Source organism: Nocardia sp. NPDC055321, assembly GCF_053645575.1.
In genome coordinates this window covers 69,948-92,859 of sequence record NZ_JBSHMS010000004.1, presented here as the reverse complement: position 1 = coordinate 92,859, position 22,912 = coordinate 69,948, and the positions used below count along the sequence as shown (strand labels likewise).

The window sequence follows — 22,912 nt, the reverse complement described above, 5'->3', positions numbered from 1 at the left end:
CGTCCGCGGCTCGGATGCGGGTACGGGCTGCGGTGACGAATTCGGTGCGGCGGTCACGGGTTTCAGCGTGCCACCTCGATGCGCACCCCGGGGTGCCCATCGCGGTTTCTACCGTCGAATTCGCAAGGACGAGTGAGGAGTTCACATGCGAATCGGAATCATCGGGGCGGGCGCCATGGCCCGCGCGCTCGGCGGCGGCTGGGCCGCGGCCGGGCACGAGATCGTGGTCGGGGCACGCGACGCCGAGCGGGCGGCCGCGGCCGCGGCGGAGATCGGGGGCGGCGCGCGGGGCGGGACCGTCGCGGACGCGGCGCGATTCGGGGACGCGGTGCTGCTCGCGGTGCCGGTCTCCGCGCTGAGCGAGGTGCTCGCGGCGGGTGACTACGCCGGGCGGACGATCGTCGACTGCACCAACGCCTTCGCCCCGGACAGCGGGAAGTTCGTGCTCACCGAGGACGCCGTGGCCGAGCGGATCGCGGCGACGGCCGCCGGGGCGCACGTGGTGAAGGCGTTCAACCTGTGCGCCGCGGAGGTGTGGGCCGGTTCAGCGCGCGAGTTCGACGGGCAGCCGCTGCTGGTCCCGCTGTGCGGGGACGACTCGGCCGCCGTGGCCCGGGTGGCGGCGCTCGCACGGGATCTGAAGCTCGAGCCCTTCCACGCCGGCGGCCTGGCCCAGGCGCGCTACATCGAAGCCACCTCCGCCTTCGTGGTGGGGCAGTGGTTCGGCGGCCACGACGCCCGGTCGATGTTCCCGCCGCTGGCGGCCAGTTTCGCCGAGGTCGACGGGTAGGCAGTCGGCGGACGGACCACCGCCACGCCGCCGGCGTCGAGCCGGAGGCCGCACGCCGCGGGACCCGGGGAACGATGCGCCCCCGATCGAGCCGCGACCGGGGGCGCGTCGTCCGGCGCGGCGCACCGTGGCCACCGACGCCGATCACCAGCCGGGGTTGCCCCGGACCGGGATGTTCACGAAGCTCGGCGCGGCCGGGTCCAGCAGCAGGTGCTGGGGGCGCAGGCCGGAGTCGACCATCATGGCGGTGATGGGCAGGCCCTTGGGGAAGTTGCCCGCGTAGACGTCGACGCGCAGGCGGTGACCCGGTTGCAGGACCGCGTCGATGCCCGCGACCGAGATGTCCAGGGGCACCGGCACTCCCGGTTCGGTGCGCTGTCGGGTGTCGAGGGACAGGTCGGGTACCGGGTCGATGTAGTCGCCGTTCGGCAGGCGGGTGCTGAGTGCCTCGTCGATGGTGCGCAGCGAGGCGACCAGCTGACCGGTGGACAACGTGACCGAGCGGCCGTCGGGTGCGACGTCGTTGACGGTGACGGACCAGTAGCCGTCGGCGGCGTCGTGAACGGTGTTGAGGCGCACCGCGATCGGACCGGAGATCACGGTGGATTCGGCCACCGGCGCGCTGGTGAAGGTGAGCCCGTTGGACTCGTGGATCCGCGAATCCTTCCCGCAGGCGTCGATGATCGAGATGATGCCGATGGTCTCCTGCGCCGCGTCCCGCGAGCACAGTCCGGTCAATCCCGGTGCGACGGTGAGCAGGTCGGGGCCGGTCGGCTCGGTGAGCAGTGACCCGTCGTGCACGCTGTGCCCGCCGGTGCCGCTCGGCGCGGCGGCCAGGTACATGCGCCGGTACTCCGAGCTCGACTCGGGGACAGTGGAGTCGGCGGCCGAATCCGCGGCGGGTTCCCCGAAGCCCGGCGCGGTGATCCACCCACCGCCCTGCTGCTTCATGGTGACCGGCCCGAATCCGTCGATGCCGTTGTCGATTCCCTTGAGCCACCGGTCGAACCACGCGCGCTGGAGCACGTCCATGCGCGGCGGCAGCCCCGGCCGCCCGGATTCGTTGCCGTTCGAGATGTGGTATCCGTCGCCGACGAGCATCTGTTTCTGCCCGGCGGGCAACGGGATTCGGCGGTACACGTCGGCCTGCGAGGCGACGAACACGTCGTGCCAGCCGCCGGTGATGAAGGCCGGCACGGTGATGCGCTCGGGCGCGGTCTCCCAGGACAGCCGCGCGGGACTGTCCGAGTCGAGCAGTTGGCGCACCTTCGGACCCAACGCGTTGATGTCCGGCTGCAGGAACACCTCGAGGAACGCGTCCACGAACGTGAACGGATCCCGCATGCGGCTTGCCAGCCAGTTCATGTCGAAGCGCCCCTGTACCAGCGAGGCGACGTCGGGCACCAGCTTGCCGCCGTTCACCGCCGCCAGCCACATGGGCATGAACGTCACGCCGATGGCCCCGCCGGGCGCGACGAGATCGCGAAAGGGGTTGCGGCTGGGCACGACCGGGAAGATGGCCTTCAGCGCCGGCGGATTCTTCGCCGCCGCCTGCAACTGGTTGAGCCCCGAATAGGAGATGCCCGCCATGCCCACGTCGCCGGTGGACCAGTGCTGCCGCGCCGCCCAGTCGATCACCTCGAGGGTGTCCTGCTGTTCGCGCGCGCCGAGCAGATCCCAGATGCCCTGGGAGAAGCCGGTTCCCCGCACATCCACCACGACCTGGGTGTACCCGGACCTGATGAGCTGCCGGTCCACGGTGAAGGTGCGCAGCAGTCCACCGCCCAGCGCCCTGGTCAGGTCGGTGATGCCGGAGAGCGGCGTCCCGGTCAGGTCCAGGTCCCGGAAGACCCGCACCAGGGCGTCCGACAGCCCCGGCACCGACAGCGCCGAATCCGCGATCATGGAGCCGAGTTTCGTGTACGGCGTCATGTTCACGATGGTGGGCGTCGGGGTGTCGATCGGCCGCCCGGAGGCGTCGGCGGGCCGGTAGACGTTCGCCTTCAGCACGGTGCCGTCACCCATGGTGATCGGCACGTCCCATTCGATATTCACCTGTGGGTAAACCTGTGGATCATCGTGCGTCGCAGCCCATTGCGCGCCCGCCGCGCCACCGTCCGGTCCGACCGGCGTGAGAGCCGCGGCCGGCGTGAGGAATTGCGCGGTGGCCGTGACCGCGGTCGCCACGACCACGGCCTTCGCCACCAGGGATCTGAATCGGAATCGCACTGTGCCCCAACCACTTCTTCGTCCGACGAGTGATCGTGACACTAGGTCGCGCACCGGCTGTCTGGGCCAGTTCGGCCGAAGTCTGTCAGGGTGCACAAAAGAAAAGACCCCGGTTGTGCACGCCGTTGTGCACAACCGGGGAGCTCATTCCCGAGCGGCGATCACCAACCGGTGTTGCCGCGCACCGGGATGTTCACGAAGCTCGGACGATTCGGGTCGAGCTGCACGTGCTGCGGCCGCAGTCCGGTGTCCAGGAGCATCGGGAGGATGGGCAGCCCCTTGGGGAAGTTGCCCGCGAACACGTCCACCCGCAGGCGATGTCCCGGCTGCAGCACGGCTTCGGTGCCGCTGAGCGGAATATCGAGGGTGGTCGCCTCACCCGGCACGACCGGCAGCTGCTTGTCGAGCGAGGTGAACAGGCGCGGATCGGTGTAGTCGCCGTTCTCGGACCGGGCGCTGTTGGCGTCGTCGACCTCGCGCAGCGAGGCCATGACCTGCCCCGAGGTCAGCACCGTGGAGGTGCCGTCCGGCGCGACGTCGTTGACCGTGACGGTCCAGTACCCGTCCTCGGCGTCCTGAACGGTGTTGAGCCGCACCGCGATCGGACCCGAGACGGTGGTGGCCTCCAGCACCGGGGCGCTGGTGAAGGTCAGGGCGTTGGTCTCGGAGATGCGAGAGTCCTTGGCGCACATGTCGATCAGCGAGAGCACTCCCGCGGTGGCCTGCGCGGCGTCGTTGGAGCACAGGGTGCTGAGCCCCGGGGCGACGCTCAGGCGCGCGACGTCGCCGTTGGCCTCGGCGGTCAGCGAGCCGTCGTACAGCCCGTTGGAGGTGCCGCTGGCCTGCGCCGAGAGGTACATGCGCCGGTAGCGGGCCGCCTCGGAAACCGGTGCGGAGGAACCGAATCCGTTCTGGGTGATCCAGCCGCCGCCCTGCTGGCGCAGCGTGACCGGGCCGTAGGAGTCGATGCCGTTGTCGATGCCCTTGAGGTGCCTGTCGAACCAGGCGCGCTGGAGCACGTCCAGGCGCGGCGGCAGGCCGGGCCGGCCGGCTTCGGCGCCCGAGGTGGCGTGGTAGCCGTTGCCCATGAGCAACTGCTTCTGCGTGCCCGGGGCGAGCGGCAGGTCGTTGTAGATCTTGGTTTCGGAGTAGGTGAACAGGTCGTGCCAGCCGCCGACGACGAAGGTCGCGGCCTCGATCTGCGACGGATCGCCCAGCCAGCCCTCGCGGGCGACCGAGAGATCGTTGAGCATGTCCCGCACCCGCGGATCGAGGTTGGCCATCTCGGTGGTGGTGTACGCCGACATGAGCACGTCGAGGTAGGTGTACGGGTCCGCGGCGCGGTCCTGCAGCCACTTGTAGTCGAACTTGCCCTGGGCGATGGCGGCCAGGTCCGGCAGCCACTTGAGCCCGTTGATGGCGCTGAGCCACAGCGGGATGAAGTTGAAGCCGAAGCCGCCGCCGGGCGCGAGCACGTCGTTGACGAGGTCGCTGCCGGGCACCACCGGGAAGATGGCCTTCAGCGCCGCGGGCCGCTTCTCCGCCGCCTGCACCTGGTTGATGGCCGAGTAGGACAGCCCGCTCATGCCGACGTCGCCCGTGGACCAGGGCTGCGCGGCGGCCCAGTCGATGACCTCGACGGTGTCCTGCTGTTCGCGCTGGCGCAGCATGTCCCACGCGCCCTGCGAGAAGCCGGTGCCGCGCACATCGACGACGATCTGCGTGTACCCGGACTTGATGAGCGAGCGGTCCACGCTGAAGTTGCGCAGCTGGCCGTTGCCGACGGAGTTGAGCAGTTCACCGAAGCCGGTGATGGGGGTTCCGGTCAGGTTGATCGACCGGAAGAGGTTGACCAGTGCGTCGCCGAGGCCCGGGATCGCGAAGGCGCTGTCGGCGACGTTCGAGACCAGCTTGGTGTACGGCGTCATGTTGACGACGGTCGGCGTCGGGACGTCGACGGCCCGGCCGGACGCGTCCGCGGGGCGGTACACGTTGCCCTTGAGGACGGTGCCGTCGCTCATCGTGATGGGGACGTCCCATTCGATGGCGACATTCGGGAACTGCTGCGCCCCATCGTGCGCCGCCGTCCAGGCCGTGCCGGCGGCGCCGCCGTCGGGGCCGTCGGACCGCGGGCTGGCATCGGCTGTGATGCCGGTCAAGGGAACGAGTAGAGCTGCCGCGGCAGCCGCCACAGTGGCCCGTAGCGCGTGCTTCATCGAACGTGATCTACCTCTCGCATCTGGTCGAACGACCGGAAGCTTAACTACCGAGAAGTAAGTTGCAAAGTACGGTTACAGGTATTCATTTTTAATGGGCAATATTGCGGCAAATTGCTTCGCAGGTCAGCGCGAATAGCCTAGGGAGCCGTAACGAGATCTGTATCACAAATCCCTGATAGCCGCTGGTAGATCCGCCGCTCACAGCGCTATTCAACCCGCCGGACCACCCGGAAACACAAAAACGCGCCGTGCCCGAATTTCTCGGTCACAGCGCGTTCGCGTGAACTACGGCTTACTTAGCGCCCTGGTTCGCGACGGCGGCGGCGCCGGCGGCCGCGGCCTCCGGATCCAGGTACACGCCCGGGCCCAGCGGGCGCAGGTTCTCGTCGAGCTCGTACTTGAGCGGAATGCCGGTGGGGATGTTCAGCCCGGCGATGTCGTCGTCCGAGATGCCCTCCAGGTGCTTCACCAGCGCGCGCAGCGAATTGCCGTGCGCGGCAATGAGAACCGTCTTGCCGGCGGTCACGTCCTGGGCGATGGTGTCCTCCCAGTACGGCACCATGCGGGCGACGACGTCCTTGAGGCACTCGGTCTGCGGCACGTCGATGCCGGCGTACCGCGGGTCGTCGTTCTGGCTGTATTCGTTGTCGGCCTCGATGACCGGCGGCGGGGTGTCGTAGCTGCGGCGCCACAGCATGAACTGCTCGTCGCCGTACTTCTCCTTGACCTGCGCCTTGTCCTTGCCCTGCAGCGCGCCGTAGTGGCGCTCGTTCAGCCGCCAATCGCGCACGACCGGAATCCAATGGCGATCGCACGCGTCGAGCGCGTTGTTCGCGGTGCTGATGGCGCGGCGCAGCAGCGAGGTGTAGACGATATCGGGCAGAATCCCGGCCTCGGCCAGCAATTCACCGGCACGCTTGCCTTCGGCGACACCCTTGTCCGTGAGCCGGACGTCCACCCAGCCGGTGAACAGGTTGAGGGCATTCCATTCGCTCTCGCCGTGGCGCAGCAGCACGAGGGTGTACGTCATGGGGTCATCCTCCCATGTGCCGCATCCCCCGCGGTGAGTCACCCTCGCCGGTGGTCTAGGCCCACTCCACCTCGTCGAACCGCACGGTCAACCCGTGCCTGTGCTCGCTGAACGCGACCTCGACCCGGAGTTCGGAGCGCGCCACGTTCACTTCCCGGACCACCCCGCAGACTCCGCTGAACGGCCCCTGCGGCACATAGATGACATCACCCGGCGCGAATTCGGTTGTCCCCACACCGCCACCGTAGTGGGCGCGCGACCGGCTTTCGAGGAAGAGATTCCCCGACACGCCCGACCGCAACGGCAGCCCGACGCGCCGTGCGACGCCGCCGGGGCGCTATCCCCCGAGCGCGAGCAGCCCGGCCCCCGCGAGGGTCGCCTGATCGGTCAATTCGGAAGGCACGACCCGCAACTCGTCGAGGAACCGCAGGCGCGCGTGCACGGCGACCGTGGCCCGCAGCGGCTCCCACAGCGCCTCGCCCGATTGCGCGAAACCACCGCCGATCACCACCAGGTCGGTGTCGAGCAGCGCGGCGGCCGAGGCCACCGCCGTGCCGAGCGCGGTACCCGCCCGGTGCAGGGCGGCCAGCGCGAGCGGGTTCCCGGCCCGGGCGGCGTCGGCGAGTTCGACCCCGCTCGCCCCCGTCCAGCCCTGCCGCCGCGCCCAGCGCACCGACGACGGCCCGCTCGCCACCGCTTCCACACAGCCGAATCCGCCACAGGCGCAGGGCTCGTCGTTGCCCGGTACGACGATGTGGCCGAGGTGCCCGGCGTTCCCGGTGCGGCCCACGACGACTCGCCCGTCGGCGACGATGCCGCCGCCGATCCCGGAGGAGACGGTCAGCGCCAGGAAGTCCCGCACCCCGCGCGCCGCGCCCCAGCGCTGCTCCGCCAGCGCGAGACAGTCCCCGTCGATGGTGAAACGAATCATGGCCCCCGGGAACAACTCTCCGACCGCGGACACCACGTCGAACCCGCCGGCCCACTCCGGAATGTTGATCGGCCCGGTGATCCCGGTGCGCACGTCGACCGGCCCCGCCGACCCGATGCCCACGGCCGTGACCTCCGCCCCCGCCGCGACCGCCACCAGCAGTTCCCGGCAGGCGTCCCACACCCCGCGCGCGGGCACGGTGATCCGCCGCGCACCCGTCACCGCGCCGTCCGAATCAACGGTCCCCGCCGCGAATTTCGTCGCGCCGATATCCAGCGCCACTGCCACCATCGCCGTTACCCCTTCCGCAGCCCGGCGCCGCACCACGGCCGCCCGCGGCGATTGTGCCAGGCGCGAGTGCCGGCCTACGGCTTGTCGGCCGCGTCCACCAGGTGCTCGAAGGCGCGCAGGTTCTTCAGCGACTCCCCGCGCGAGACGCGCCATTTCCATTCCCGCCGAATGGATTCCGCGAAGCCGAGTTCGAGGATGGTGTTGAAGTCCGCGTCGACGGCCTCGAGGATCTGGCCCAGCCAGCGGTCGAGTTCGTCGGGGGTGACCGCGTGTGTCGCCAGCCGCCCGACCAGGTAGATGTCGCCGACGTTGTCCAGGGTGTAGGCCACGCCGTAGAGGCGGCGATTGCGGCGCAGCAGGAACTTGTAGACGCCCTCGAAGTTCTCGTCCGGCTTGCGGCACACGAACGATTCCATCCGAACGCCGTGCTTGCCGACCTTGACGCCGATCGCCGTCTTGAGTTTGCGCTCACCGGGCAGGATGACGACGAACGTGCCGTCCGATTCCCGCGAGAACTCGATCTCGCGGTCTCGTAGCGTGTCGGCTATGAGCGCAGTGGTCACCTCGATCGATCCCGCGTCGTTCGCGGCAGCGCCGGTGTGCTCGCTCATCGGCGTAGGGCTCCCATCCGGCGCCGCCAGGCCGGCTCGTCCGGGCGCGTCGCCCGCGGACCACCGACCAGCAGCGCCCTCGATCTGGCTTGATAGCTGTCACCGTGCACGCTACCGCTGCGCACCCGCCCGGTCCGGGACTGGGACAGGGCCGCGCTGTAGCTGGCCAGCAGGCCGTCCGCGGTGTGCGCCCACGAGAAGTTCGCCGCGTGGTCGACCGCGGCCGCGCCCATCCGGTCCAGGCGGGCGGGATCGCGCAGCAGTGAGCGCAGCGCGTCGGCCCAGTCCGGAGTGTGATGGTTGGGGACCAGCAGACCCGAGACACCGTCGCGCACAGCGGTTCCGAGCCCGCCCACGTCGGCGGCCAGCACCGGCGTGCCACTGGCCTGCGCCTCGATGGCGACCAGTCCGAACGATTCGTTGTAGCTGGGTACGGCCACCAGGTCCGCGGCCCGGTACACCTGCACCAGCCGGTGCGGCGGTTGCGGCGGCAGGAAGGTGACGCGATCGGAAATGCCCAGTGCGGCAGCGAGTTCGATGAGCGCGCCCGGCTTCTCGAGACCGGATCCGGACGGTCCGCCGACGATCAGCACGCGCAGCGGGCGCTCGTGGCTCTCGCCGCGCGCGGCCTCGTCGGCGAGCATCCGCGCCGCCGCGCGGACCAGGACGTCGGGCGCCTTGAGCGGCTGGATGCGGCCGATGAAGGCCACGATGCGATCGCCCGCGGGCAGGCCGAGTTCGGCGCGGGCCGCGGCCTTGTCACCCGGGTTGTACCGGGACAGATCCGCGCCGGGCAGCACGACGTCGATGCGGTCGGGGTCCGCGCCGTACAGCTCGACGAGCTGGCGGGCTTCCTCGCCGGTGTTGGCGACCAGGCGGTCGGCCTCGGCCACGATCTGCTTCTCGCCGATGACGCGGGCGGCCGGTTCCGGGGTGTCCCCCTCGGCCAGGTAGGCGTTCTTCACCGCGGCCAGAGTGTGCGCGGTGTGCACCATGGGCGTGCGCCAGCGGTCCCGGGCGAGCCACCCGACCTGGCCGGAGAGCCAGTAGTGCGAGTGGATGAGGTCGTAGTGGCCGGGCAGGTTGCGGGCCTCGGTCCGCAGCACCTCGGCCGAGAACGGGCACAGCTGCGTGGGCAGATCGTGTTTGTCCAAGCCCTCGAACGGGCCGGCGACCACGTTGCGCACCAGCACCCCGGGCGCGGCCTCGACGATGGGCTCGTCCTTGGAGGAGGTGGCGCGGGTGAAGATCTCGACCTGGGTGCCGCGCTTGGCCAGCTCGATGGCGGTCTGCAGGACGTAGACGTTCATGCCGCCGGCGTCACCGGTGCCCGGCTGCGCGAGTGGGGAAGTGTGAACCGAGAGGACGGCGATGCGATGGGGCCGTAGCTCGGTGCGTTGACTCACCACTCCAGTGTGCACGTGTCCCGCTACCGCACCTACGTGGGTTACCTAACCAAGTGACCTGGCTCACAACGCGTTTCGCAGTATACGCCGCTTTCCGAACCGCTGCCGTTCCAAAGCGCCAGGTCCGGGCCGCGCGACGGGGATTCCACGCCGCGATCGACCCGGGCGGCGGTTCAGCGCAGCGTGTCCGCGAAGCCGGTGACCTCGGCCACGAACCGGGCGGGGTCCTCGATGAACAGCCCGTGCAGCGAGTCCTCCCAGTACGAGGTGCGGGCGTCGGGCACGGTGCCGGCGATATGGCGACCACTCTCGATCGGCACCACCGGATCCGCGGTCCCGTGCAGCACCAGGACCGGGACGTCGAGGGTCCGCAGTGTCTCGGTGTTGTCGACGGTCCGGTAGAACAGCGCCTTGCGCACGCGCGGCGGGGTGGCGATGCTCCCGCCGAAGAGCCGCTGGGCGTCGAGCCCCCTGTCGGTGCCCCGTCCGGTGTTGGCGTTGCCGAACGCGGCGAATCCGCGCATCGCCCGGGCCGCGGTGTCGGCGAACACGTCGGGGATGGCCTTGACCATGACGGGCCCCGGGTCCGCGCCCGCGATGCCCCGGCCGATACTCGCCTGCGCACCGGTGTAGATCACGCCCGCGACCGCGCCGGTGCCGTGCGCGGCGAGGTAGTCGGTGAGCACGATGCCGCCGTAGGACCAGCCCAGCAGCAGCGCGCCGGCGGTGACACCCTCGGCCGCGAGGACCGCCGCGACGTCGGCGGCCCAGTTCTTCGGATCGTCGTAGCCGTCCGCGGGCGCGTCGGAGTAGCCGTGCCCGCGCAGATCGACCGCGATCACCCGGAAACGCTCGGCGAGCAGGTCACCGGCGGTTCCCCAGCAGTTCAGGTTCCCGGCCCAGCCGTGCAGCAGCACCAGCGGGCGCGCCGATTCCGGCCCGTGCACCCGGTAGACGATGGTGGTCCCGTCCGCGCTGACTGCTTCCAGAATGGCCATACCGGCCAGGCTAACCCGCAGAGACACGCCGACTTCCGCTCGGGATGATTCGTGGCGGGTGACCACTCGCCCGCCGCACCTCGGCGCGCCGCGGCCGACATACCGTGCCTAAGCTCTGGCCATGACCACTCGCACCGCTGTCGTGACCGGAGCCAGTTCGGGAATCGGGGAGGCCACCGCCCGCGAACTCGCCAAGCAGGGCTACCACGTCATCGTGGGCGCGCGGCGGGTCGACCGCCTGGAGCGGCTGGCGGCGGAGATCGGCGGCACCGCGCTGGCGCTGGACGTGACCGACGAGGAGTCGGTGAACGCGTTCGCCGCCGCCGTCGACTCGGCCGAGGTGCTGGTCAACAACGCCGGTGGCGCAAAGGGTTTGGCGACGGTGGCCGACGCCGACCTGGACGACTGGCGGTGGATGTGGGAGACCAACGTCCTGGGCACGCTGCGGGTCACCAAGGCCCTGCTGCCCAAGCTGATCGCCTCCGGTGACGGCCTGATCGTCACCATCACCTCGGTCGCGGCCTTCCACGCCTACGACAACGGCTCGGGCTACACCACGGCCAAGCACGCGCAGGCGGTGCTGCACCGCACGCTGCGCGGGGAGCTGCTCGGGCAGCCGGTGCGGCTCACCGAGATCGCCCCGGGCGCGGTCGAAACCGAGTTCTCGCTGGTGCGTTTCAACGGCGACGCCGAGCGCGCGGCCAAGGTGTACGACGGCATCGACCCGCTGGTCGCCCAGGACATCGCCGAGATCGTGGGCTTCGTGGCCTCGCGCCCGCCGCACGTCAATCTCGACACGATCGTCGTCAAGCCGCGCGATCAGGCCGACCCGGGCCGATTCGCCCGGCGCTCTTGACTTTTCGTCTACCCCACCAGACGGATTTTCAGCGTCGAGTAGGTCGGGATGAAGACGTTGCGCTTGTATTTGCGCTCGACGATCTCCCACGGGCGGCCGTCGGCCGTGATCGCCTCCAGCAGCGCGCCCAGTTCCGAATGGACCAGCTGGGCGCCGAGGCACAGGTGGCGGCCGCCGCCGAACCACAGCTGCCGGGTCTCGGGCACGTAGTCCCGCGCGACCCGGAAGTCCCCCACGGCGTTGTTGATGGACCAGGTCAGGATCTTCACGTGCTCGCCGGCCCGCAACTGCCGCCCGGCGACCTCCACGTCCGCGGTCACCGACCGGCCGACCAGGTACGCCGGGCTGGTGACGCGCAGTGTTTCGCGCACCGCGTCCGGCGTGCGCTCGGGCGCGGCCAGCAGCGCCCGCTGTTCGCCGCTGTCGTGCAGTAGCGCGACCATCCGGGTCATGGCGCTGGCCAGGGTGTCGGTGCCCGCGACGGCCATGAGAATGGCCAGGCCGGAGGCGTGTTCGAGTTCGAGGCCGAGGTCGCGGCAGCGGCCCAGGGTGGTGGCGCCGTCGGCGCGTTCGTAGGCGGCGGGCACCGAGGTCGCGAGCTTGCCCGCCAGGGTCCGGGCGCGGGCCACGGCCACCGGGTCCAGCGTGGTGGAGGCCATGGTGCCCATGGCCAGGTTCACCAGTTCCTCGACGTGGGTGAACAGCACGCGGAACGGCTCGTCGGGGTCGTCGAACGCCCGCGGGTCCGCGGAATCGGCGAAGATCGCCGCGATATCGCCGGGTTCCATGCCGACCAGATCGGAGACGCTGCGCCCGACCAGCACGCGCGAGCGTTCGGCGATGTCGACGGTGCGGCCGGCGGCCAGGTCGATCGAGATCTGTTTCAGCGCGGGCCCGATGGTGTCTGCCACCAGGGCGTCGGTGTGCGCGGCGGTGAACAGATCGCGCACCTTGTTGCGCAGGGCGGTGTGCCCGGGGCCTTCGAACAGGTCCTCGACCCACTCCCCGACGACCTGCGCCCACCAGTGCCCGGCCGCGCCCTCGGACACGATGCTGAAGTGCGCGGAGTCGTTGTAGATCTGCCGCGCGATCAGCGGGTCGGCGACGAACCAGCCGAGCCCGGGCACCTTGCGCATCGGCTTGACCAGCCTGCCCGCGAGCAACAGCGCGGGCAGCCACGGTTGTCCGGCGGCCAGCAGGGTGAGTTCGTGGCGGGTGGCTGTCTTCAACATGGCACTCCAGACTCTCGCCGGTGACGTCTCCCGGCCTCCCCCGGCACGGGCGCTCGTTCAGCCTGCCTACGCGTATGCGGGGTTGCACGGCAATGTAGCCCACCTCACAATATGTGAATCAGAGATTCTTCATAATGGAAATGTGCGCGCTGCTAGCGTCCCCCGCATCTGTGGCTGTTTGGAGTGGATCGCATGGTGAGAGCACGAATCGAGGCGGTGGGCTCCTACGTCCCCGCGCAGGAGGTATCGACCGCGGAGTTGCTCGCGCAGCTATCGGTCGAATCTCCCATCGACCTGGAAAAAGTCAGCGGGGTCCGACACCGGCGCAGGTGCGGCGTCGATCAGGACGGGCAGCGCGAGGACTCCTACACCGTCGCCCTGGCCGCCGCCCGGGAGGCGCTGGCCAACTCCGGTTACGCCGCAGGCGATTTGGACGTGATCATCTCCTGCTCCATCACCCGCATCCACGGGGACGACTTCTGGGTGGAGCCCTCCTTCGCCCTGCTGCTGCGCAACGAACTCGGCGCCACCGGGGCCATCCACTTCGACGTCTCCAACGCCTGCGCCGGCATGATGACCGGGGTTCTGGTGCTGGAGCGCATGATTCGCACCGGCATGGTCAAGCGCGGACTCGTGGTCTCCGGCGAATTCATCACCCCGATCTCCGATACAGCGGTGCGGGAGATGTCGGAGAAATACGATCCGCAATTCGCCTCGCTCACCGTCGGGGATGGCGCGGCCGCCGTGGTGCTCGACGATCGCGGCACCGCGGACGAGGGCATCGACTACATCGAACTCAACACCAGCGCCGCTTTCGCGCAACTGTGCCTCGGCATGCCGAGCAACCGCAGCGCGGGCATCGCCCTCTATACCGATAATCGCGCCATGCACAACGAGTCCCGCTATCTGCTGTGGACCAATCGGCAGCGCGATTTCCTCGACGAGCGGAACAGCACGTTCGAATCCGAGGGCTACGACCACGTGATTCACCACCAATTCAGCGGTCCCGCGGTCGAATTGATCAACAAGATCGCCGAACGGGAATTCGACGCCGCCGTCCCGCCCGGGCTCGCCGTGCTCGATCGCTACGGAAACACCGCGTCCACATCGCATTTCGTGGTGCTGCACGACGCGCTGAAACAGCAGCGGATAGCACCCGGGGCCAAGGTGCTGATGGTCCCCGCTGCCTCCGGCGTCGTCGCCGGATTCCTCTCGGTCACCCTCGGCGAACTGCAGGTGCGCGGCGCATGAACATCGTAATCTCTTCGGTCGCAGTGGAAATCGGCGGCGGCAGCTCCATCGAACAGGCCGCGTCGGCGGCGCGCCGGGCGGTGGCCGAGGCGGGGGCGACCCCCGAATCGATCGACGCGCTGATCAACACCGGCGTCTACCGCGACTCGAACATGGTGGAACCGGCCATGTCCGCGCTCATCCAGCAGCAGGCGGGCATCGGGCTGGAATACCAGCGCGGCGACGTGCCCTGCCTGTCCTTCGACCTCATGAACGGGGCGACCGGCGTCCTCAACGCCGTCCAGGTGAGCCAGGCGCTGCTGGCGTCGCCGACCGTGCACCGGGTGCTGGTGGTGTCCGGGGACGCGCATCCCGCGAAGTCGCCCGCCCCGCAGCCCGGCTTCCCGATCAAGCCCGTCGGCGCGGCCATGGTGCTGGAGAAGGCTACGGGTACAGGCGGATTCGGGCAGCTGCACATCAGCGCCACCGACGCGCGTCCGGAGCCCGTCGGCTACGTGCGACTCCCGGACATGGGCACGACCGGGCGCGGCACCATCACCGTCGACCGCACCGTGAACTCGGTGGAAGATCTACTGCACCACGCGGTCTCGGCCGCGACCGAAGCGCTGGAGGTGGCCGGCGTGGACCCCGCGCGGGTCCTGCTGATCAGCAATCGGCCCACGGCCGAGTTCCCGGAGCTGCTCGCCGAACGGCTCGGGCTCGCCGCCGTGCACGCGGGCGACACCCAGGGCGACGCCCACACCTCGGCCCTGCCCGCGGCCTACCTGAGCGCACGCGCGGACGGCCTGTTGGCCGGGCGTGACGTAGCGTTGTTCGTGGCAGCGGGCGCGGGACCGTCCGCGGCGGCCATCGCCTACCGGCTGCCCGCCTAGCGTCCCCGGGAGGAGGTCCCCGTGACCAAACTGTGGGTGATAGTGCCCGCCTACAACGAGGAACGCGGCATCACCGCCACGCTGGAAGCGCTCGCCGCCCAGCGCGACGGGGACTTCACCCTGGTCGTGGTGGACAACAACTCCACCGACGGCACCGCCGGGGTGGTGCGCGGCTTCGTGGCCGCGCATCCGGAGATGCGGATTCACCTCATCGACGAGCCGCAGAAGGGCACGGGCGCGGCCTCGGACACCGGGATGCGCTACGCGATCGCGGCCGGCGCCCTGCGGCTGGCGCGCACCGACGCCGACTGCCTGCCCGCCCGCGACTGGATCGAGCGGGTCAACGCCGGGTTCGACTCGGGGCTGCAGCTGGTCAGCGGGCAGCTGGTCCCGCGCACGGACGAGGACGTGCGCTGGATCGACCGCACCATCATCCGGGTGGTGCTGGAGGTGGCGTCCACCTTCGGCAAGTTCCGGCCCGGCAATCAGGATCCGCGCTACCTGGGGCCGTACGTCATGACGCCCGGCTGCAACATGGCCATCACCGCGGAGTTGTACGAGGCGGCGGGCGGGTTCCCGCGCACCGCCATCGAGGATCTGCACGAGGATCGCGCCCTGGTGAACGCGGTCCGCATGCTCACCACCGACTACGGCCTGCGCCGCGACGTGCGGGTGTTCGCCTCCAACCGCCGCGTCCGCGCCTGGGGCGTGCGCAGGACGCTGGCCTGGTACGCCGATCACCGGTACAAGCCGGAGCTGGTGGATATTCGGTGAGCCGGGAGGACGCGCCCCATACCGGGCGGGGCGAGTCGCTCGGTGCCCGGCAGGACCGGGCGGGCGGCGCCGGGTCCGACGATGCGACGGGCACAGCGCAGGACGACGTGCCCGCCACCGCGAACAGCACCACACGCGACAGCTCTCGCTGCGGCGCGCGGCGGCGAGATGAAGCGGCCGTTTCCGACCCGGGCGCGGGCGGGCGCACGGACGATGACATGCCGGCCGACTTCTTGGCGCTGCTCGCGGACCAGGTGCGGCTGCGTCCCGATTCCCCCGCGCTGGGGATGGTCGGCGCGCGGCCGCTGACCTTCGCGGAGCTGGAGGACCGGACCGCCGGGGTGGCGCGGCGGCTGCGGGACAACGGTTTCCGGCGCGGGGACCGGATGTTGTTCTCCATCCGGCCGTGCGTGGACGCGGTCGTGCTGATCTTCGGGACCATGGCCGCGGGGGGAACCATCGTGTTCGTCGACCCGGGTGTCGGGCCCGAGCTGTTCGCCCGGCGGATCGCCCTGGTCGAACCCGCCTGGGCGGCAACGGAATCGCTGCTGTACCTGCTGAGCGGGCCGCTGCACCGGCTGGGGCGGGCGCGCGGGCTGTCGCTGCCCGCGTTCGGCGCGCTGCCGGTCCGGCACATTCACAGCGGGCCGCGGCTGCCGGGGACGCCCGCCCGGTCGCTTCCGCTGCGGCGGCTGCTGGGATCCGGCGCGCCCGCCGCCCTCGACGCCGCCGATCCGGGCGCCGAGGCGCTGATCGTCTTCACCTCCGGTACCACCGCGGCCCCGAAAGCCGTTGTGCACACGCGGGGTTCGCTCGGCGCGGGCCTGGCGGCCATGGCCGGGCGCAGCAGCCTGGGCCCGGGCGCGCATCTGCACACCGAGCAGTTGATGATGGGCCTGCCCGCCCTGCTGGCGGGTGCGCGCTGGTCGATGCCGCGCTATCCGCGCTTCGGAACCCACATCGAGCCCGTGGGTTTCGCGCGCGGGTTCGACGGCGCGACGCACGCGTTCTTCACCCCCGCCGATCTCGCGGTCGTGCTCACCGAGATCGAGGGCGGCGCGCTCGCCGCACCCCGCGCCCTGCGCGAGATCTCGCTGGGCGGCGCGCCGGTCACCACCGCGCTGCTGCGCCGGGCGCGGAAGTCCCTGCCGGACTGCGAGTTTCTCGCGATCTACGGCATGACCGAGATCCTGCCCGTCGCGATCACCACGGGCACTGCCAAACTCGATTTCGACGGCGCCGGTGATCCGCTCGGCGCGCCGGTGCGCGGGGTGACCGCCCGCATCGCCGCGGACGGCGAACTCGTGCTGTCCGGCCCCAATCTCTGCCGCGGCTACCTGGGCGAACCCCCGCTGCGCGAGATACCGACCGGCGACCTCGCCCGTCTCGACGGCGACACGCTGGTGCTCATGGGCCGCAAGAAGGACATGATGATCCGCGGCAAGACCAACATCTACCCCGGACTCTACGAGCCCGCCATCGCGACCGTCGAGGGCGTCCGCCAGGCGATCATGGTCGGGGTGCCCGACGAGGTCGGCGACGAGCGGATCGTGCTGGCGGTCGTCCCCGATCCCGGCGCGACCGATCTGGTGGCCCGCCTCCGCCGCGAATTGCCCGCCCTCATGGACACCTCCGCCCTCCCCGACGACATCGTGGTGGTCGACGAGATCCCCGTCAGCGGCCGCACCAGCAAGCCGGACCGCGCTGCCCTGCGCACCCGCCTGGCAGACCTGCTCGACTGATCTGCTGTCCGGCGGATCCGCGTGGCATCGGCCTGCACACCCCGCGCCGACGGGAACGAACCGGCCCGCAGGTGGGCAGGCATGTCGAGCGGCCCCCGAGAGCCCGGCTGTCGGCAGGAAGCCCGCGGGGGCGACCCACGGGCGGCCCACGGGGGGCGACCCACGGGGGCAGCGAGGCCGCGACCGCACTACCGGTTGGGGCGAGATGAACAGTGCCGCGCTAAACCGGCGCCGCGCGGCCGGTCAGCTCCGCCACGACCCGATCGGCGAAGGCTTCCGCGGAGGCGGCGTCGAGAATGCCCGTGACGTAACAGAATCCGAGCCGCATGTGACCGTGTGTGCTGATGATCGACACGGTGAGCGCGCTGACGCACGAGTTCGAGCCCGCCAGTGTCACGTCGGAGATGCGCCGGTCCCCGACCCTCTCCGGGAAGTCGGCCCGCCCGACGTTGGTCACCGACACGTTCCACGGCGCGCGCCGGTCCACCATCTCGACCACGCGCCGGCCCGTCGCCACGGTGCGCGGGGTCCCGAACCGCATGCCCGCCACCACCGACAGGTGCTTGCGCCGTCGAATTCCCCGTTCCAGTTGCCGATTCACCGCGCGCGCCGCCGCCCACAGCGATTCTCCCGGCCCGAACCGCACGAAATGCGCCAGCACCGGCGCGTAGATCCCCAGTTCCTCCGCGTCGGGCGCGGGTTCGAGCAGCTCCCGGAAGTCCACCGGCGACCCGATGCCCGCGACCCCCTTCGCCCCCGGCCGCACCGTCTCCCCCACCACCCGCGCCACAGCGGCCGCCAGCACCCCGTGCACGGTGACCCCCGCCCGCCGGCAGTCCGCGGTCAACGCCGCCAGCCCCGCCGCGTCGATCGTGCGGTACACCGCCCGCGTCCGCCGCTCCCCCATCCCGACCGCGACCGGCGCCACCAGCTTCCGCGGCCGCAGCGCGACCGCCGCCACCTGATCCGACAGCGTGGTGTAGCAGTACCGCCAAAACCCCCTGGAACCAACGGGAATCAGGTCGTCCGCGACCGGCGTGGCCACCCGCCCGACCCGGCCGCCACGGTCGGCCTCGGTGTATCGAATCAGCTTGCGCAACAGGGTGAGCAGCGACCGCCCGTCCATGATGACGTGCGAAACCACCAGCACCACATCGTGATACTCGTCCGCCGAGCCCGCCCCGTGCACGATGTCGACGATCCGGGCGAGCCCCCGGTCGGTCACGAACGACGTCGCGAGCTCGACGTCGACCTCCCGCCGCCACACCGTGTCCGACGGCTCGCCCCCCGCTCTGCTCCGGGCAGCGAACCCCGCGTCGGATACGGCGCCGGTATCGACTCGCGTTCCCGCCCTTCGCATCACACCGGTTGCGACGAGCCCGGCGCGCACGGTCACACTTCTCGCCGTATCGGTCGGTGAAGCGGTCGCGCCACCGCCCTCCACCTCCACCTGCCGGACCGGAATCTCCGGCTCGGCGAGCGGGAACAGCCGTGGATCGCCGTGCCCCGCGTCCCGCACCCCCACCCGCAGCAGCGGGTACTCCGCGACCAGCGCGGCCGCCGCCCCGGCCAGTTCCCCGGCGGCGAGCCGCCCGTGCACCCGCACCCGTGCGACACAGTTGGCCGGGGAGATCCGGTCGATGATCCAGAACCACCGCTCCGAGGGCCCGAGCGCGCGCACGAAGTCCGTTGCCGCCGTTGCCGATGCGCTAGCAACCACGCCGAGCCTCTTCCGCCGAACCAGTTCGGCGCAGAATAGTCCCCCGCCCCCGCCCCCGCATCCGGAACGAGCCGGCTCCTCTCACCGCGCGGGCCCACCACAGCCACCCGAGCCCGGTCGGAGCCCGCCGGTCCCGCCCCGATTCCTCGCACCGGTCCCCACTTCACTCCGGCGGATGCACCTATCGCTGAACCACGCCGGCTCAGGGCAGACCTTGCGGCTGCACCGAGAACTCGTGCCGCCTGCAAACCATCCCGGAGGGCAGCACAACAGCCATGACAACGCCGAGCAGCTTTCATAGCCGTGCGGAGCCGCCGCGGCGCGAGGATGAGCATCGATCCGAGCGGCTACCCATACGCGGAACGGCGGCGCGAGCGTGGTGCCCGCGCCGCCGTTCGGTCTGCGCTGCCGGCGGCGGAGCCGCAGGGCTACGGGGTCAGCGACCGCCCGCGGACGGGGCGCCGGACGCCGCGGCGGAGCCGGAGCCGTCCGGCAGGGCGGACATGCCCTGCCAGGTGGTCCAGTCCAGGGCCCAGTCGTAGATGTCGCCGTCGGCGGCGGAGAGGTCGATCCGGGTGCCGGTCACCTCCACCGGGTCGCCGTAGAGGGCGGTCGGGAAGTAGGACTGGGCGTCGGCGGGGCTGAGGTTGATGCAGCCGTTGGTGACGTTCGTATTGCCCTGCGCGGACAGCGATTCGGGGTTCGCGTGGATGAACTCGCCGTTGTTGGAGATCCGCACGGCCCAGCGTTCGCGCACGTTCGTGTAGTACGGCGGGTTGGACATCATGAAGTCCTCGTACTTCTCGGTCACCACGTGCACGCCGGAGCGGGTGACGTTGCGATCCTCGTTGCCCTCGCCGTAGCTGACCGCGAAGTCGAACACGATCTGCCCGTCGCGAACCACCTCCATGCGGTGGCTCGGGGCGTTGGCGCGCACGATCTGCGCGCGGCCGATGGTGAAGTCCGAGGTCAGGTCGGTGACGCCGTAGTTGCCGCCGCCGAAGTCCAGCCCGTAGAGCTTGGCCGCGACCTTCACGGTGGTGCCGGGCTGCCAGTACTCGCGCGGCCGCCAGTGCACCCGCGAGCCCACGTCGGAGTCGGGCAGCCACGCCCACGACCCCTCGGTCACGGGGTTGGTGGTGACGGTCAGCGCCTTCTGCACGGCCGCCTTGTCGGTGACGTGCCCGGTGAACTGGAGGATGATCGGCGCCGCGATGCCGACCTCCTGCCCGTCGCCGATGTTGATCGTCGCCGGGACCTCGTTCTTGGGTTCGAGGGTGGTGAACTTCGATTCGATCGGCACCGGTTTGCCGTCGGTGCCGACCGCGGTGCCGGACCAGGTGTAGGTGATGCCGTAGCCGAGTGGTTCGGTGATGGTGTATTTGGTTCCGTCCGAACTCAATTCACCGCTGACCTGCTTGCCGTTCGGGTTGCTCAGCGCCACCTGGTCGATGCGGCCGCCGGTCACCGAGACCGAGATCGGCGCGGTCGGGCTGATATCGGTCGCACCGTCGTCGGGTTCGATCGACACCTTGGCCGCGGGTGCGGCGGGCTCGTCCTTGCCGCCGCCGCCCTTGTCCGATGAACATCCGGCCACCATGGCGATGATCGCGAGCAGCGCCGCCAGCACCGTAATAGCCCGTCGCGCGGGCACTCGTCCTCGACTGTTCACCGTTCCGACGTTACCCCCGCAAATCCGGTCCCCCGGCCACGGCCACGGTGGCGCCGACCACGCCTACAGGGTCAGACCCACCGTCACGGGCTCCGGCTCCAGGTGCACCCGGAAACGCTCAGCAACTCCCTCGCGAACTTCGCGCGCCAACGCGGCGATGTCGGCGGCGGTCGCCGCGCCCCGATTGGTCAGGGCGAGAGTGTGTTTGGTGGACAGTCGCGCGGGCGCGTCCGCTCCCGGGAAGCCCTTGGCGAATCCGGCGCGTTCGATCAGCCACCCGGCGGAGAACTTCACCCCGCCGGCAACGGCCCAGGTGGGCACCGCCACATCGGCACCGACATGTGTGGCGATCGCCGCATGCACCTCCTCGACCCGACTGTCCGGAATGACCGGATTGGTGAAGAACGAGCCCGCACTCCAGGTGTCGTGATCGGCCGGATCGAGCACCATGCCCTTGCCCGCGCGCAACCGCAGCACCTCCGCCCGCACCAGCGCGGCCGGCCGCGACTCGCCCTCGGCCGCCCCCAGCGCGGCCGCCAGCTCGCGATACCCCAGCGGCGCACTGGAACCGTCGGCGCGCAAGGCGAATTCGACCTCCAGCACCATCGCCGCGTCACTGTGCTTGAGCACCGAGGTGCGGTACCCGAACCCCAGCGCACCGGGCTCCACCCAGCGAATCTCCCCGCTCGCCCGATCCAGCAGCCGCACCCGGCGCAGCAGCGACGCCACCTCGACCCCGTACGCGCCGACGTTCTGCACCGGCGTCGCACCCGCCGAACCCGGGATACCGGACAGGCATTCGAGCCCGCCGAACCCGGCCTCGACCGTCGCCGCCACCACCGCGTCCCAGTTCGCGCCCGCCTCCGCGATCACCGAATCCGCGCCGATCCGCACCCCGGTGGTCGCGATCCGCACCGCCACCCCGGCGAACCCGGAATCGGCGATGAGCAGATTCGACCCGCCCGCGATGAGCAGCACCGGAATTCCGGCCGCGTCCAGCGCGCGCACGGTCGCCACCAGCGACTCGGTGCTCGCGCAGTCGGCCAGCACCGCGGGCCCGCCCACCCGCAGGGTCGTCAGCTCCGCCAGCGGAACCGCGTCGCGCAGCACCGCGCCGGTCTCGGCGAGCCGGTCCCGCAGGTCGTCGAAGGACACCACCCCAGAAGTACGCACAGGCACAGACGGTAGCCTGTCCGACCATGGCGACACCTCTGGCCTTCACTGCGCACTCCCCGCATTCCACCGCCGCCGTGCGCGCTGCCTTCTCCAGCGAGCAGTACTGGAAGGACCGCATCGAGAACGTCGGCGGCCCGAACGCCCGCATCGACGCCATCTCGATCAACGGCGATCACGTGCGCGTGGACATGGTGCAGGCCATCCCCGCCGAGGAGCTCCCCACCCAGATCACCGCGGTCCGCCCCGGCGACCTGATCATCCCGCGCACCGAGACCTGGGACGGCAGCGGCGGTACCGTCGAGGCCCGCGTCGAGGGCGCGCCCGCGACCGTGCAGGGCACCCTGTCGGTCACCGACGACGGCACCGGCTCGGTCTTCGTCGTGGACGCCAGCATCGAGGTCAAGATCCCGCTCTTCGGCAAGAAGATCGAGGCCGCCGTGCAGCAGCACCTGACCGAACTGCTCGAACGCGAAGCCGAGTTCACTGCCAATTGGCTGAGTTCACACTGACGGGGCACATCCCGCAGTAACCTGACCGATCGTGCCTCGCCGACTCGACTACTCCGCACGCTATTCGCTGCACACCACGAAAGAGGTGTACGCGGCCCTCGCGAACCGTGACCTGTGGGACGCGCGCATCGAGGAGATGCGGAAACACTCACCCAACGACCTGGTGAGTCTGGACGCCGGTGACAACGGCATCGAGGTCGAGATGCGGCACGTGCTGCCGCGCGAGTCGCTGCCGGACATGGCGCGCTCGTTCTGGCGCGACGACATGGTCATCACCCGCCGCGAGCGCTGGAGCGCGTTCGGACCCGAGTCGACCGGCGCGTACACCACCGACCTGCCCGGCGCGCCCGGCACCCTGGGCGGCGACATGCGCCTGTTCCCGACCGACACCGGCTGCACGCTGCGCACGACTTCGCGTGCGACCGTGCAGATTCCATTCTTCGGACGCAGACTCGAACAGCTCATGCTCGTGAATCTGGTCGACCTGTTCCGAGCCGAGGCAGAGGTGACGCAGCGCTGGCTGGATCAGCAGCACCCCGTCGGCTGAAACCGATCGGCACGATCACCCGCGGCACCACCGGCATCAACCGGCTCCGCCGCGGT

Annotated in this window: 20 protein-coding genes; 8 read left to right on the top strand and 12 right to left on the bottom strand. The window is 70.5% G+C overall.

What is annotated here, in order from left to right; genetic code table 11:
- The first annotated feature begins 145 nt into the window (after positions 1-145).
- On the top strand, positions 146-790 hold the full coding sequence (locus ACWIGI_RS07515; RefSeq protein ID WP_454201535.1) for an NADPH-dependent F420 reductase: 645 nt from the start codon (positions 146-148) through the stop codon (positions 788-790).
- Between the two features lie 144 nt (positions 791-934).
- Here ACWIGI_RS07515 and ACWIGI_RS07510 read toward each other — a convergent pair whose 3' ends face one another.
- The 8 genes from ACWIGI_RS07510 to ACWIGI_RS07475 form a co-directional block, all read right to left on the bottom strand.
- Positions 935-3,019, bottom strand: a complete 2,085-nt coding sequence (locus ACWIGI_RS07510) for a CocE/NonD family hydrolase (protein ID WP_454201534.1) — start codon at positions 3,017-3,019, stop codon at positions 935-937.
- 161 nt (positions 3,020-3,180) lie between these two features.
- Positions 3,181-5,235, bottom strand: coding sequence for a CocE/NonD family hydrolase (locus tag ACWIGI_RS07505; protein ID WP_454201533.1), 2,055 nt, complete (start codon positions 5,233-5,235; stop codon positions 3,181-3,183).
- Between the two features lie 295 nt (positions 5,236-5,530).
- The gene (locus tag ACWIGI_RS07500) at positions 5,531-6,268 is read right to left on the bottom strand and encodes a phosphoglyceromutase (RefSeq protein WP_354989830.1); all 738 of its coding nucleotides are present in this window, start codon (positions 6,266-6,268) and stop codon (positions 5,531-5,533) included.
- 55 nt (positions 6,269-6,323) lie between these two features.
- Complete coding sequence (locus ACWIGI_RS07495; RefSeq protein ID WP_454201532.1) at positions 6,324-6,503, bottom strand: hypothetical protein; 180 nt, start codon at positions 6,501-6,503, stop codon at positions 6,324-6,326.
- Positions 6,504-6,605: 102 nt separating this feature from the next.
- Positions 6,606-7,490, bottom strand: a complete 885-nt coding sequence (locus ACWIGI_RS07490) for an ROK family protein (RefSeq protein ID WP_454201531.1) — start codon at positions 7,488-7,490, stop codon at positions 6,606-6,608.
- A gap of 74 nt (positions 7,491-7,564) precedes the next feature.
- Positions 7,565-8,101 carry a YbjN domain-containing protein gene (locus ACWIGI_RS07485; protein ID WP_454201530.1) on the bottom strand — a complete coding sequence of 179 codons (537 nt, stop codon included), beginning with the start codon at positions 8,099-8,101 and terminating at the stop codon, positions 7,565-7,567.
- Positions 8,098-9,510 (bottom strand): D-inositol-3-phosphate glycosyltransferase, encoded by a 1,413-nt coding sequence (gene mshA, locus ACWIGI_RS07480; RefSeq protein ID WP_454201529.1) that lies wholly within the window; start codon positions 9,508-9,510, stop codon positions 8,098-8,100. The genes ACWIGI_RS07485 and mshA overlap by 4 nt, the downstream gene beginning before the upstream one ends.
- A 170-nt stretch (positions 9,511-9,680) precedes the next feature.
- Positions 9,681-10,505 carry an alpha/beta fold hydrolase gene (locus ACWIGI_RS07475; protein ID WP_454201528.1) on the bottom strand — a complete coding sequence of 275 codons (825 nt, stop codon included), beginning with the start codon at positions 10,503-10,505 and terminating at the stop codon, positions 9,681-9,683.
- 121 nt (positions 10,506-10,626) lie between these two features.
- Here ACWIGI_RS07475 and ACWIGI_RS07470 point away from each other — a divergent pair, with 121 nt between their 5' ends.
- Positions 10,627-11,361, top strand: coding sequence for an SDR family NAD(P)-dependent oxidoreductase (locus tag ACWIGI_RS07470; protein WP_454201527.1), 735 nt, complete (start codon positions 10,627-10,629; stop codon positions 11,359-11,361).
- A gap of 8 nt (positions 11,362-11,369) precedes the next feature.
- Here the strand turns inward: ACWIGI_RS07470 and ACWIGI_RS07465 are convergent, their stop codons facing one another.
- Entirely contained in the window at positions 11,370-12,593 is a 1,224-nt protein-coding gene (locus ACWIGI_RS07465) for a cytochrome P450 (protein WP_454201526.1), read from the bottom strand.
- Positions 12,594-12,785: 192 nt separating this feature from the next.
- On the opposite strand from ACWIGI_RS07465, the gene ACWIGI_RS07460 reads away from it, so the two are divergent.
- The 4 genes from ACWIGI_RS07460 (at position 12,786) to ACWIGI_RS07445 (ending at position 17,232) form a co-directional block, all read left to right on the top strand.
- Entirely contained in the window at positions 12,786-13,844 is a 1,059-nt protein-coding gene (locus ACWIGI_RS07460) for a 3-oxoacyl-ACP synthase III family protein (RefSeq protein ID WP_454201525.1), read from the top strand.
- Entirely contained in the window at positions 13,841-14,716 is an 876-nt protein-coding gene (locus ACWIGI_RS07455) for a hypothetical protein (protein WP_454201524.1), read from the top strand. The genes ACWIGI_RS07460 and ACWIGI_RS07455 overlap by 4 nt, the downstream gene beginning before the upstream one ends.
- Before the next feature lie 21 nt (positions 14,717-14,737).
- Positions 14,738-15,490, top strand: coding sequence for a glycosyltransferase family 2 protein (locus ACWIGI_RS07450; RefSeq protein WP_454201523.1), 753 nt, complete (start codon positions 14,738-14,740; stop codon positions 15,488-15,490).
- A gap of 218 nt (positions 15,491-15,708) precedes the next feature.
- The gene (locus ACWIGI_RS07445) at positions 15,709-17,232 is read left to right on the top strand and encodes a class I adenylate-forming enzyme family protein (protein ID WP_454201522.1); all 1,524 of its coding nucleotides are present in this window, start codon (positions 15,709-15,711) and stop codon (positions 17,230-17,232) included.
- 220 nt (positions 17,233-17,452) lie between these two features.
- Here ACWIGI_RS07445 and ACWIGI_RS07440 read toward each other — a convergent pair whose 3' ends face one another.
- The 3 genes from ACWIGI_RS07440 to ACWIGI_RS07430 all read right to left on the bottom strand — a co-directional run bounded on the left by ACWIGI_RS07440 (position 17,453) and on the right by ACWIGI_RS07430 (position 21,731).
- On the bottom strand, positions 17,453-18,952 hold the full coding sequence (locus tag ACWIGI_RS07440; RefSeq protein WP_454201521.1) for a phthiocerol/phthiodiolone dimycocerosyl transferase family protein: 1,500 nt from the start codon (positions 18,950-18,952) through the stop codon (positions 17,453-17,455).
- 436 nt (positions 18,953-19,388) lie between these two features.
- Positions 19,389-20,552, bottom strand: coding sequence for a L,D-transpeptidase (locus ACWIGI_RS07435; protein WP_454201828.1), 1,164 nt, complete (start codon positions 20,550-20,552; stop codon positions 19,389-19,391).
- Positions 20,553-20,687: 135 nt separating this feature from the next.
- Entirely contained in the window at positions 20,688-21,731 is a 1,044-nt protein-coding gene (locus tag ACWIGI_RS07430) for a UDP-N-acetylmuramate dehydrogenase (protein ID WP_454201827.1), read from the bottom strand.
- Between the two features lie 92 nt (positions 21,732-21,823).
- Here ACWIGI_RS07430 and ACWIGI_RS07425 point away from each other — a divergent pair, with 92 nt between their 5' ends.
- Together ACWIGI_RS07425 and ACWIGI_RS07420 are read left to right on the top strand one after the other, a co-directional pair.
- Entirely contained in the window at positions 21,824-22,309 is a 486-nt protein-coding gene (locus tag ACWIGI_RS07425; RefSeq protein ID WP_454201520.1) for a DUF2505 domain-containing protein, read from the top strand.
- A gap of 31 nt (positions 22,310-22,340) precedes the next feature.
- Positions 22,341-22,856, top strand: a complete 516-nt coding sequence (locus ACWIGI_RS07420) for a DUF2505 domain-containing protein (RefSeq protein WP_454201519.1) — start codon at positions 22,341-22,343, stop codon at positions 22,854-22,856.
- Positions 22,857-22,912 lie beyond the last annotated feature (56 nt).

Bases quoted from the DNA above. Each gene is read 5' to 3' on its own strand.
- ACWIGI_RS07515 (WP_454201535.1), top strand. From the start codon at position 146: ATGCGAATCGGAATCATCGGGGCGGGCGCCATGGCCCGCGCGCTCGGC.
- ACWIGI_RS07505 (WP_454201533.1), bottom strand. From the start codon at position 5,235: ATGAAGCACGCGCTACGGGCCACTGTGGCGGCTGCCGCGGCAGCTCTA.
- ACWIGI_RS07500 (WP_354989830.1), bottom strand. From the start codon at position 6,268: ATGACGTACACCCTCGTGCTGCTGCGCCACGGCGAGAGCGAATGGAAT.
- ACWIGI_RS07490 (WP_454201531.1), bottom strand. From the start codon at position 7,490: ATGGTGGCAGTGGCGCTGGATATCGGCGCGACGAAATTCGCGGCGGGG.
- ACWIGI_RS07485 (WP_454201530.1), bottom strand. From the start codon at position 8,101: ATGAGCGAGCACACCGGCGCTGCCGCGAACGACGCGGGATCGATCGAG.
- ACWIGI_RS07475 (WP_454201528.1), bottom strand. From the start codon at position 10,505: ATGGCCATTCTGGAAGCAGTCAGCGCGGACGGGACCACCATCGTCTAC.
- ACWIGI_RS07470 (WP_454201527.1), top strand. From the start codon at position 10,627: ATGACCACTCGCACCGCTGTCGTGACCGGAGCCAGTTCGGGAATCGGG.
- ACWIGI_RS07465 (WP_454201526.1), bottom strand. From the start codon at position 12,593: ATGTTGAAGACAGCCACCCGCCACGAACTCACCCTGCTGGCCGCCGGA.
- ACWIGI_RS07460 (WP_454201525.1), top strand. From the start codon at position 12,786: ATGGTGAGAGCACGAATCGAGGCGGTGGGCTCCTACGTCCCCGCGCAG.
- ACWIGI_RS07455 (WP_454201524.1), top strand. From the start codon at position 13,841: ATGAACATCGTAATCTCTTCGGTCGCAGTGGAAATCGGCGGCGGCAGC.
- ACWIGI_RS07445 (WP_454201522.1), top strand. From the start codon at position 15,709: ATGCCGGCCGACTTCTTGGCGCTGCTCGCGGACCAGGTGCGGCTGCGT.
- ACWIGI_RS07435 (WP_454201828.1), bottom strand. From the start codon at position 20,552: ATGGTGGCCGGATGTTCATCGGACAAGGGCGGCGGCGGCAAGGACGAG.
- ACWIGI_RS07425 (WP_454201520.1), top strand. From the start codon at position 21,824: ATGGCGACACCTCTGGCCTTCACTGCGCACTCCCCGCATTCCACCGCC.